This is a genomic window from Vibrio sp. CCB-PB317 (genome assembly GCF_022808245.1).
In the GTDB taxonomy this organism is placed as follows: domain Bacteria; phylum Pseudomonadota; class Gammaproteobacteria; order Enterobacterales; family Vibrionaceae; genus Vibrio; species Vibrio diabolicus.
The window spans coordinates 843,301-855,581 of sequence record NZ_JALGNU010000003.1; the positions used below are offsets into that span (position 1 = coordinate 843,301).

General features: G+C 43.8%; 7 protein-coding genes. 3 read left to right on the forward strand and 4 right to left on the reverse strand.

Annotated features, from left to right (window positions below):
• Nucleotides 1-39: 39 nt before the first annotated feature.
• From MTR11_RS21105 to MTR11_RS21115, 3 genes are all read right to left on the reverse strand, one after another.
• Nucleotides 40-993, reverse strand: a complete 954-nt coding sequence (locus MTR11_RS21105) for a hypothetical protein (RefSeq protein ID WP_243328333.1) — start codon at nt 991-993, stop codon at nt 40-42.
• A 3-nt stretch (nt 994-996) separates the two neighbouring features.
• On the reverse strand, nt 997-4,518 hold the full coding sequence (locus MTR11_RS21110) for a T6SS effector BTH_I2691 family protein (protein ID WP_243328334.1): 3,522 nt from the start codon (nt 4,516-4,518) through the stop codon (nt 997-999).
• A 262-nt stretch (nt 4,519-4,780) separates the two neighbouring features.
• Entirely contained in the window at nt 4,781-7,114 is a 2,334-nt protein-coding gene (locus MTR11_RS21115) for a YgiQ family radical SAM protein (protein ID WP_048625729.1), read from the reverse strand.
• A 422-nt stretch (nt 7,115-7,536) separates the two neighbouring features.
• Between MTR11_RS21115 and MTR11_RS21120 the strand changes: the two genes are divergently transcribed.
• From MTR11_RS21120 to MTR11_RS21130, 3 genes are all read left to right on the forward strand, one after another.
• The gene (locus tag MTR11_RS21120) at nt 7,537-9,993 is read left to right on the forward strand and encodes an EAL domain-containing protein (protein WP_006742639.1); all 2,457 of its coding nucleotides are present in this window, start codon (nt 7,537-7,539) and stop codon (nt 9,991-9,993) included.
• Nucleotides 9,994-10,078: 85 nt separating this feature from the next.
• Complete coding sequence (locus MTR11_RS21125; RefSeq protein ID WP_182033148.1) at nt 10,079-10,789, forward strand: hypothetical protein; 711 nt, start codon at nt 10,079-10,081, stop codon at nt 10,787-10,789.
• A gap of 153 nt (nt 10,790-10,942) precedes the next feature.
• Entirely contained in the window at nt 10,943-11,143 is a 201-nt protein-coding gene (locus MTR11_RS21130; protein WP_005392843.1) for a DUF4250 domain-containing protein, read from the forward strand.
• A 19-nt stretch (nt 11,144-11,162) separates the two neighbouring features.
• Here MTR11_RS21130 and metR read toward each other — a convergent pair whose 3' ends face one another.
• Nucleotides 11,163-12,074, reverse strand: coding sequence for an HTH-type transcriptional regulator MetR (metR, locus tag MTR11_RS21135; protein ID WP_005392844.1), 912 nt, complete (start codon nt 12,072-12,074; stop codon nt 11,163-11,165).
• Between the last annotated feature and the right edge of the window lie 207 nt (nt 12,075-12,281).

Sequence of the window (12,281 nt, forward strand, 5' to 3'; positions counted from 1 at the left end):
AGAGTAATCTCTGGAGCCCTTTTTAATGCTTGTTTTGAACTATGAAGCGGGAGTGGCTTGCTGTTCACCAGTTGCTTTTAAGCGTTCGATTTCTGATTCAGTTTGCCACTTACCGTTGTAAAGGTATTCACGCTCAGGAAGCGGGGCATTTGACGCCCTTAAATCAAATACCTCATCGGTTTGATATTCTTTACTACAAACAGGAATACTAAAGAGCCTTGATTCTGGCTTTGCTTCAAACAACTTTTTATGGTCATCGACCTCGGTACAATTCAGTTTGTAGACCTTTGACAGTTGCGCGACCATGGATTCTAAATCCCCTTCAGTTTTAAAGAAAACATAACAATCGAATCGATCTTGTGAGCGAAAGATAGTCTTATGAGCAGTATCTCGATATCTGCATATGTCATGCTTAAAATAGAACTGGATCACTTTCCTTTTCTTGTTGTAGTCCGCAAAAAGCCAATCTTCTCGTTCGCCCACTTTAACTTCTGTTCGTTCATCAGGCTGGCGTTTTAACATACCAAATGAAAGCAAAATGAAGGCACCTGCTCCAGCTAATGCCATCGGACCAACCAGTGCTACCATAATCACACACACCACTGCACCTATCCAGCCAACAGCTTGCGTAGCGGTATTTACCCATTTAGGCATATTGCGACGCTTTTTCATCACAAAGCCTTTATCTGAAAAAATGTAGTCATATCGATAATCGAGGCCAATCGTAAGGTAAAAAGCTCCAGACACCATCACCGACAAAATAAAAGAAAAAATAGTTACGCCAACCGTGTCACTCGTGTGTATAAACAAAGTTAATAGGAATGGGGCGATCACAAATGGAAACGCAAAAAGTTTAAAGTAATAGCGAAATGGTTCCTCTACATCATACTTATGCCAAGTTGTTACATTATCACCTGCGAGTATTTCCTGCTCTTGCGCCTCTTGATAAACTGCTAATTCTTCTGGGGTGACGTAAAATGGTGAATATGCCAAGGGTTACTCCTTAAAACCTAATGTGCCAACAACTGAGGTGAGTGACTTTTTAATGATGTTTTGTTTGGTATTGTCTGAAATTACGCTATGAGTTGCACTCTGTTTTACGCTATTTTGGAACCAATACTCACGCTTTGATGGGGCATCATCTTCCACATCATACGCTACTTGCATGGCAAGGTATTGATCGGTCTCTTTAATCGGCAATGTTACCTTATACACCAGTAACTCTTTGCTAGCTTGGCTCTGTGTTTGTAGCGTGACTAAATCTGCGTTTTGATACCAAGAGCCGGACGTCAAATCATCTTCTGTTGCCTTGGTGTTGGTACTCACTGTAACACCATTCGTTGCAGCACGATGTGGCAGCTGAATATGCACTTCCAAGCCAACTAGCTCATGATGCGTATAGCCTGGATAAGCCTGTATTTTTTCAATAGGCTGATGGTATACCGTTGGCTGTTGAATAATAGATTGTAAGTCAAACAGTGCTTGTTGCACCAATGCTGAATTGTGCTTCTCTCTTGCGGGCAAGCTTGCAGATTGGCTCCACTGAGTACGACTCGGGTGATAACCCCAAGGCAGTTTATCTAACCATTTTTGGAAATCATCTTGTTTCAGTTTGTTGAGTTTATAATTGATGGCTAGGTATGTAACTGTAAGAATAACTAAAGCTGCCGTTATTGGGCCTCCAAAAAGTAAGTTAGTCGAAAAAGTACCAGTAGAGGCTCCTACGAACTGAAACGCACCAATCGCACCAGTTAAACCAAGCGTTACGGTATTTGCTAAATACAATTTGCTTTCGAGACCATAAACGTCATCTACACTCTGCCAAGAACGGTAAGCCTCAATACCTGAAGCCAGCGCTCCTAAAGCACCTGTAATCGCGAGCCATTTATTAAAAACTTTTAAGTCATCTAGAATCAGGTTTTCAAAGCCTTTTGTATTTCTGTCTACTAAATTTTTAAGAGTTTTTAGCGAATGCTCTCTGAGCTCGTCACTGCCCTTAACCTTATCCCATAGTTTCCCAGTACGAATGCCCGTCCAAGCTCCGGCAGTGTAAAAAAGCTTTTGTTGAATATCTAAGAAATCATCTTGAGACATGAGCCCTGTTTCTTGAATACTGTTCATTGCATCAGCAAGTGCGAGGCAGTTAAAAATCAGAGCTAAGAAGCCTAAACCACCCACATCTTCAAACCGTTTCTTAAGGTTGTTTAATCTGTTATCCCATATGTCTTTACGCATTTGAATTGTTGCCTCAAGTACGTCATCTGGAAGTTCTATATACTGTGGGTATTCCAACGTCGCAACGGCTAAACTTTTTTGAAGGTGCCGCTGTTGCTGGAGAGCCTTCTTATACTGCGTGTTTGATATAGTTTTATCACCCTTGTTGAAGGCTGCTAAGACTTCCTTGTTTTGGTTAGATGCGACGAGTTTTTTATCATGATTGGATTTCCAGGTACCAAAATTTTGAGCGTAGCCTTTATTGACATTGATTGGAGTATCTATCGACAAACGTTCTACAACGGCAGCTCTTAGGTAAAAACTTGTTCGGGTGAGCGGTCTTGACAATAGAGATATCATTAAGATAGACGCTTGGGCTGTTAGGCTAACGCCAACCTCTATTACCCCCTTCAATAAAGCGCTGTTAGTCGCTTTGAATATGCTATCTAGCTCATCGAATCCTTTTGCTATATCTCTTAGAAACTCGGTTTCTGCAGTATTTGGGTTAGAAATAAAGTCCATTACTTTTGCATACATACCCACACGGTTACTTGCTGCCGAAACGTAGTCCATGAACTGTTTGTCTGAGCTTTCAGTGTCTGGAGCATTTTTGGCGACGTCTACTTCACCTACCTGATTTGAAACTTGTTCAGGAATTAATTTCTCCACTTGTTTAAAGAGACTACGACTAAACCCGGAAGTGTAGAGTGCGAGTAAACTGGTTGGTTTCTCCCATTGGCTTTCAGCCCATTGGCGGTCTTCTTCTTGCATCACCAGAGTAAATGACTCAACGGCTTGCTTATGGAGTTGATACAAGCTGTACTGCGTGTCTTCGCTGTATAGGTCGAAGGTTCTTTCGAGATGATGAGGTGTCAAAGATTCCATTACAGCAATAAAGTCGCTTTTTACCGAGACAACTTCGGCAAGCATGGTTTCTTTTTGCTCTGACAGCTCTTGCATTTCGCTCAGCATTTGCTTCCAGTTGAGCTGCTTGCGCCAGCGTTCAGTCGCTATCCATTGTTCGTATTTACCAAATCGACTCGCGGAAATTCGATATTTGTCCTGTATTGCTTTGGCAATGTCACTTTGGGTATGTTGGTGTGATTCAATCGCTCCAGCGGAAAATTTAGCAGGATAGCCTGATTGAACTGAGCTTTTATTCTGCTCTGCCAAATCGAGTTGACTGGATGAGTCATAATATTCTGCCATGTCGGTATAAAACGACAGCTCTTCACTGTTACGTTTAACGCTAGCTGGCATGTCTATATTGTCGCTTGCCCCGAACATGCACAGCTGCATGGCGGTCTGCATTAAGTTCCACTGGTTTGAAAACTGGTCAATGAAAAGGCGGTAGGGACTTGCAGCGCCAACAAAATGCAGCGACATATCTTGAATGTCTGCGGCGTAATCTTTTATCGCGACGAAGTAGCCCGATTCTTCTTCTGGAATTGAAGAGGTTAAATCACTCTCGGCTGCGACAGGTTTAAAGATAGAACCATCTTCATCAGCTTTGGTAGTGATGCCGGAATCCGCAAAACGCCCATCATCAACGGCGGAAGATTCAATATCAGCCACTTGAGTTAACTTATCGATTGGTGCAATGTTGGGCTGATTATCGTTTGCAGACAGGACAACAGTCTGCATTCGATCGATATGATTACTCGGATTGTTAAGGACGCGCATGAACATGTTCCATGTCCAACGGTGTTCTGAGTAACAAATCGACAGCACACTCCCGTCTTCGTAAGTAAGGAAAGGTTTTGCACCTTCTGGTGTGCCACGCTGTTCGGACTCTGGGCTTTCCGACTCTCCTAGCTTGTAGAGTGTGAATTGCGTTCCTTTGATTTCATATTCGTCTAGGCTTTTGTTGATTGCATCATAGACATACAACCAACCATCGCGAAGCTGACGAAGGGTATAGCCAACGGTATTGAGTTTGGCTGGGCCTTGGCCTTTCCATTCTTCAGGCAAACCAAAAGATTGTGTTTCTTCCGTTTCTAGCTGATCGATGGCGTAGCGAACAGGGATGAAGTGTGCCGGTAAAGCCTCTGTTGGTTCTTTCTCGTTTTTTAAATTGAGAGGTTCTGGTTCTGACGGCGGTGGCGGATCGATTTTTTTTGTTTCTCCCTCCCAAAACATACTGCGCTCTGGGGGTGAGCCAGCAAGATCATCGGATTCCGTGGTTGGAACGATATTCAGCGATTTCAGCGTACCATCGCTTTCAAATGCCTGAACGGCCTCCTCATAGGTATAGCTGTTGTCGTGCCAGAACATCGAAGTTTTTGGAGGAAGTGGATTACTCATCGTTAGCCCATGTTTAAGAGTTTTACTCTATTACGCAAATATCGCACCAAAATAAAGTAATTAAAAATCAATGGGTTAGTTTTGTATTGTTTTTCTTCAATCAAATAATTGTTTGTTTTTCCAATAAGTTGGTTGGTGTTTACCATTTTTTGTATTGATTGAATCAAAGTTTGAGTTGTGAGTGATACCTCAATGAACCGACAAAACAAAAGGGCTCCAGAGTTACCTCTGGAGCCCTTTCTAGTATTTAAGTGCTAAAGAATTAACGACGCTTTGGTTTACGTTGACCAGCTGGTTTGCCTTGTCCTTGTGGGCGACCTTGACCTTGTGGCTTGCTACCTGCCGGGCGGTTTGCACCGTTGCCGCTAGGACGTTGGCCGTTGCTTGCAGGGCGTTGACCACCTTTTGCTTTGTCAGAGCCGTTACGGTTGCCAGATGGTTTACCATCTTTTGAACCGCCTTCAGAGCGTTTGTTCAAATGACCACCGAAGCCCGGTTGGTTTTTGGTATGTTTCGTAGCAAAGCGGTTTGCCCCGTGACGACCAGATTTACGACGTTGTGCAGGTGTTTGTGCTTCAATGTCTTCCGCAGGAACGAGACAGCCTTGTTTGTCACCAATCAGATGTTTTTTACCCATGCTGATTAGGGCTTCTCGGATCATTGGCCAGTTTGCTGGATCGTGGTAACGCAACAGCGCTTTATGTAGGCGACGTTGACGCTCACCTTTTGCTACAGGTACATCTTCACGTTTTTTATACTTCACTCGTTTCAGAGGGTTTGTCTCTGAGTAGTACATCGACGTTGCGTTACACATTGGCGAAGGGTAGAAGTTTTGTACTTGGTCACACTCGAAGTTGTTTTTCTTCAGCCACAGAGCAAGGTTCAGCATGTCTTCGTCTTCTGTGCCTGGGTGCGCAGAGATAAAGTAAGGGATTAAGTACTGCTTCTTACCCGCTTCTGCGCTGTACTTCTCGAACATCTCTTTAAAGCGATCATACGTGCCCATGCCAGGTTTCATCATCAGATCAAGAGGGCCTTTCTCTGTATGTTCCGGTGCAATCTTCAAGTAACCACCTACGTGATGAGTTACGAGCTCTTTCACGTATTCTGGTGATTCAATCGCAAGGTCGTAACGTACGCCAGATGCGACCATCACTTTCTTCACGCCTTCAACTTTACGCGCTTCGCGGTATAGATCGATGGTGTGTTTATGGTCTGTATTTAACTTGTTACAGATGCCCGGGAATACACAGGATGGACGACGACAGTTCGCTTCCGCTTTTGGATCTTTACAGCCCAGACGGTACATGTTTGCAGTCGGCCCACCAAGATCGGAAATTGTGCCAGTAAAGCCCGGAACTTTGTCGCGAATTTCTTCAATCTCGTTAATGATTGACTCTTTCGAGCGGTTTTGAATGATTCGGCCTTCGTGCTCGGTAATCGAACAGAAAGAACAGCCACCAAAACAACCACGCATGATGTTCACAGACGTTTTGATCATGTCATACGCTGGAATTTTCGCTTTGCCGTACATAGGATGAGGAACACGCGCGTAAGGCAAGCCAAACACAAAGTCCATCTCTTCGGTCGTCAATGGGATTGGGGCTTGGTTTACCCAAAGTTCACGATCACCATGGCTTTGAAGTAACGCTCGGCCAGAGTACGGGTTTGTTTCTAAATGCAATACACGACTTGCATGAGCATAAAGAATGCGATCGTTTCTTAGTTTTTCAAACGAAGGTAAGCGAACCGCAGTTGTCGCAGCATCGTGGCGTGATGGGCGAATCGTGATTGGTTGTGCAACTGGCTCATCTTTTTTAGTTTCACACTGAGTTTCTACTTCGTATGGGTTCTTTGGTACGAACGCTTCTTTACGAGGTTTTTCAATGCGAGAAGAATCGATAACCGTGTAGCCTTCTGGCGCGGCTGGCAAGTTCACGGCAGTACCACGAATATTGGTCATGGTGCTGATGTCTTCACCATTTGCGATGCGATGCGCCACTTCTACAAGTGCGCGTTCTGCGTTACCGAAAAGTAGGATGTCTGCTTTTGCATCAAACAGTACCGAACGGCGAACTTTGTCTGACCAGTAATCGTAGTGCGCAACACGGCGTAGGCTGGCTTCGATACCACCTAAAACAATAGGCACTTCTTTATAGGCTTCACGACAACGCTGAGAGTAAACCAAAGTCGCGCGGTCTGGGCGTTTGCCACCTTCGTTATTGGGGGTGTACGCGTCATCGTGACGAAGTTTTTTATCCGCGGTGTAACGGTTGATCATGGAGTCCATGTTACCCGCAGTGATCCCGAAGAACAGATTTGGCTTACCTAGCTGCATGAACGCATCTTTGTTTTGCCATTCTGGTTGAGCAATGATACCGACACGGAAACCCTGCGCTTCTAGCAGACGGCCAATGATAGCCATACCAAAGCTCGGGTGATCTACGTAAGCGTCACCGGTTACGATGATAATGTCACAGCTATCCCATCCTAGGGCGTCCATTTCTTTGCGACTGGTCGGCAAGAAAGGTGCCGTACCAAAACACTCTGCCCAGTATTTTTTGTACTCATGAATAGGAGTGATGTTATTGGTCATATTTTGCTCTCTGTTCCAGGGAGCGCGAATTATAGCGATTTGAGGATCAGGTATCTATACCAAACTCATCTATTCAAGCTTAGTTCATCGAGTTTTATTTGGTTTGCAAAAATATCAAGGCTATATCGGCGATTTTATGTCTAATATCACCTTGAAAGCCTCATGGTTATAGGTCGAGTCGTGAAAAATGTCGCAATGTTAATACAACCAATAAGCAATGGTGTGCTTATTAAAAACAACGCCTATAATCAAATTAATGCATAGGAAAATGCAAAAAGCCGAACAAGCTCTGAAAAGGTTCTAAGTCGATTGGCTTACGTTGCCAGAATCTATTTTACAAGAGGATCAGCAGGTCCCAAATGGAATAAGGCACGTTGACTACGAACCCTGAGCATGAGGCTAATTAAAAAGGGGGCTAGGGAATGAGTGACTCAACAACAATAGCACATGAAAAAGTGCAACCGACATCCAATCCGACTCCAGTGATTGAATGGTCTTACAAGATTGATACTCGCGAGTTCGAATGCGACCAGCTAGGAATGGCAAATGCTTTTGGGTTAAATACGCCAGTCACCTGCTTAGATGATTTGTTTGAGCACATGCTGATGGGGCAACAGGAAACACTAAGACAACGAATTTTAGAAGTGGAGCTCCTAGGTGGGCAAGGTCGTTTTTCTTGTTGCATGATGCTTAATGAAGCTCGCTTAATACATGTCACAATTAGCTTTGAAAAGCTCAATGAGCGTATTGTTCAAGGCTCTATCATCCCGCAATTGACGATCACTGGCTGCGAAGAGTTAGCGAAAATTCTCGAAACGATTTTTGATTTACCGAATGTAGGGGTTTTAGTCGCGGACGAAGACACCCGAATCTTGGGTTGTAACCGCGCCTTTGAATTGCAAATGGGTTATCAAAACCGTGATTTGGTTGGACTTAAAACCTATATCTTTAGCACATCTCACCATAGTCAGGCGTTTTACGACCAACTCTGGCAACATATTGATGATGAAGGATACTGGAGCGGTAATTTATTGAGTAGAACTGCAAATGGTAGTAATCAGGCACATCATCTTTGTATCTATCGGCTAACGTTTCATTCTGGACGGATTCTTTATCTCGGCTTCTCTACTGACATTTCGGCTTCCTTGTTGTGGATGAAAAATCGCTGTGAACAACAACATGATTGGTCAGCGTTTTTGCCTTCTAGAGAAGAGTTCGAACTGCAATTAGCTAATTTGGCGAACGAAAGTGGGAGTAAAGAACTCAATATCGTCATGACTCTCAGACCAAATTTTTCTGAAAAATGCTTACTTGAACAGCAATTAGGCTTCGCCGATTTTATTATGCGAAGCCGCTACACCAGTATAGCGGGTCAACTTTCTAGGGATGTGTTTGTTGTCTGTTTACAAACTCCTCACTGTCAATGGCTAAGTCCTTTACGTTTGATTCAAATTGCAATGAAAGGGTTCTTCACTGAGCTTAGGAATGAAATGGGAACAAAAATGCATACCACTATCGTCGAGGGACAAACGGGTGTGTCAATCCTCGGCTATGATACAAACAGGCCAAAGCAAGCGTTAGCGCATGCAGCCCAGGCGATGTTGTCCTCACTTTCTGGAGAAGGTGGCTATTTTAATTTTTATAATAGTGAGCTTCATTCTGAGTTAGTCAAACGCCAGCATTTAGAGGCGTTTTTGGAAGCGCAAATCGACAGTGGGCTGGTGGATGTTCATTTTCAACCAATCATTGATAGCCGAACTGGTAAAGTCGTTAAGTTCGAGGCCTTAGCGCGCTTTTATCATGAAAGTGATGCCTATAGCACTCAAGAGATGATTACTGTTATTGAAGACTTAGAGTTGATTGCGGCTCTAGATGATGAGGTTTGTCAAGCCGCGCTCAAACACTTTCCGCGCTTGCAAGACATATATGGCGAGGAAATAGGGTTAACCATCAATCGCTCACTGAATACTAAATTGGATTCGCTCCAGGTTCTTCAGCGTTCGCATGACCTAATTAAAGCCAGTGGTGTCGATCCTAAACGAGTCACGATTGAGCTGACGGAAACAGCGTATTTTGAGCAAGACGAAGAGCATACGCAAGCGCTAGAGCAAGTGCGCAAAGAGGGCATTAAAATTGCGATTGATGACTTCGGTACAGGGTATTCTTCTTTTTCTTACCTAGAGAAAGGGCAGTTTGATTTACTGAAAATCGACCGAAAATTCGTTAAGAACATTCAGCATGGCAATACCAGTTATAATATTGTCAAAATGGTCACTGATCTTGCTCAGCAAATGAATGTAAAAGTGGTTGCCGAGGGCGTGGAGTCAGAACAGGAGCTTCAAACATTGGCTGAAATAGGTGTGGATTACATGCAAGGCTTTTTGTTCTCTCGTGCTCGGCCTGTCGATTTGATGGAGAAAGCGGAAAGTTACGAACATTTGTTTTCAGGTGTTGCTGTCAAACCAAAACAAGATGATGTATTGCAATCACTGAGCCATGAAGAGGTCAGGCACCTTGATCCCGGGGAGCCATTATCGTTGGCGGTGGAATATATGAATTTAAGTCCAAGTTCGCCGTTGGTTGTCATTAACGAAAAGCGCTGTGTTGGCTTAGTTACCAAAGAGCAAGTTAACTTACACCTAACGCCTTCCATGGGGACAGAATTAGAGACTGAGCGAGAAAATTGGATTTGGAAACGCCCGGTTAACCAGATAATGAGCACGGAGTTTGTGCTCGTCAATGCGCATTTGTCCGTCGCTGCTATTCGAGAGCTAATCAAAACAGGCATTCGCTTCCCGTGGGTTTTATGTGATGAAAAAGAAGAATACAGAGGCGTGTTAACTCAAGAAGATGCGTTGAAGTATCTCGCTTCTTGTTGAATAAAAAGTCTCGCTGTTCTAGTACATTTGGGGATAGACTTTCGGTGGTTTGACGATAGGTGATTTGCTATTATCGCACCCCAAAATGACTTTTGAGCGTGCATTTAACATGATTCAACAATTGCTGGTTACTTTTCCTCCGATGCTATTTGGCGCGCAAGCGCTACTGACTTTGCTTCTCATCAAGGGCGATATTTGTCCGGGTCAGAGAGGCCGTCTTCATAAAATGTTGCCAGCAGTGGCGTTATTGTGGCTTGCGGTTGCTTCTCTTCGTATTGAAGCATTTATGATCGTGTTCGCTATTTTCTATTTCTACTCTCAGGTTCAAACCAAGAAAACGCGTGAAAAAGGCCCTCTTTGGGCGATGCATTTAGCGAATGGTTTGGCTTTTGCGTATGTAAGTATTCAAGCATTTGAACAGCCAAGTTGGCCTGCGTCTATTGCGATGGCAATAATGATATTTTTCCTTGGGGCGTCATTTTCTCAATTGCTTCTGACTATCGCTCGTAGCAGATTACAGGCATTTCACCGCATTTTGCCAGTTATGGGCATTGTGTCTGGAATGCTGCTGGTGATCGCAACGCTATTTGCTTCTTACCAGTTAAATGAAGCGACATTGAGTGCAGCAACACAACCAATTTTATTATCTTTAGCCATGCTAGTTTCTTCAATCATTGTTTGGTGCTGGCATATCTTCACACATAAAAAACCAGAAAAGGTTCAACTGAGCGTCGCCCTGTTGCTCGCGCTCGCGTCAATGACGAGCCTACAAGGTTTATTCTCTCTGGCGGCTTAATCTCGAGTCGAGAAACAGATCAATACTGCTTGTACTCAAGTCCTTTCTAGGTTGCTTGAGTATAAGGCACTCACGTTTTGGATCGCGCTCACTTTAAATTCACGTGATTACGTCTACGCTTGTTTATATACCTTGTCGAAGAGGAGAGTCGCGATGGATTTAAGCAATGTAGGTAATTTGGACAGCATTATTTTGCTAGGTATCGTCAATGAAAAGCTACGTTTAGAGTGCGACAGTTTTGACGAGTTAGTATCGGTGTATGAAATGGATGTAGAGTCCGTAGTAGGCAAGCTTGATATGCTTGGTTATCAGTACGATCCATTGACCAACCAATTTAAAGCATATCAACGTTAAACCTTCTTAATCCATATCCCTAAGCCATCTTGATTCCGTCAAGGTGGCTTTTACATTGTAGCCTTGCGGTTGCGAAAAAGGCTTGTAAGTAACGTTTATCTTTCTCTGAGTGACGCGTTGCAGCAAATAAGCGACGCCATAAGCCTTGGCCAAAAGGTTTACTGGTAATAAGGCCTTGGCGAGAAAATTCAGAAATCGCCCAATTTGGCAGTGCTGCAACCCCTAAACCTGCGGAAACCATTTGCACTAACATCAGAGTATTGTCGGCTTGCTTCCATTTGGCTGGTTCTACCCCCGCTGGCTGCAAGAAGTGTTTTACGACGTCTAGCCTTTGTTTTTGAACCGGATAAGAGAGCATGGTTTGATCTGCGAGATCTTGCGGATCAATAACTTCTTTTTCCGCCAATGGGTGGTTGGTCGCGGTAATTAAGCGCATTTCAAAGTCGAATAAAGGTTCATAATGCACTTCAGAACGAGGTTGAATATCCGACGTGATAACGAGATCTAACTCGCCAGCCAACAATGCGGGTAGGGGCTCAAACCCAAAGCCGGACGAAAAATCCAACGTGACGCTTGGCCACGCCAATTGATATTCCCTTAGAGCAGGCATGAGCCATTGGAAACATGAGTGACATTCAATCGCCATATGCAACCGACCATTGACGTCTTCTTTCAAGCTTGCCAAATCATTTTCTGCTCTTGCGAGTTTGGGAAGAATATCTTCTGCAAGACGCAATAGGATTTCTCCCTCTGAAGTGAACTTCACCGGACGAGTTTTTCTAAGGAATAATTGTCCCCCAATCCGCGCCTCTAAATCTTTGATCTGGTGAGACAAGGCCGATTGAGTGAGATGCAACGCGGTCGCGGTCGCGGTTAGAGAGCCGGTGTCTCGAAGCGAAGTGAGTGTCCGCAAATGTTTTAGCTCTATCATGAATTCCTTTCATCCTTTGTTGCTCGCTATGAACAGAATAGCAATCGTATAAATAACTTAACGACAAAAAATGGATATGTAAACGTCTAGACGTCTATTTATTGTGTTTATTTGCGAATCATGTCGCCTCATGATGAATTTTTTTAATAAACAAGTTGAATAAATGGACGTTGTTCAAACCGCTGATGAGAGCGATAGTTTAGCCAT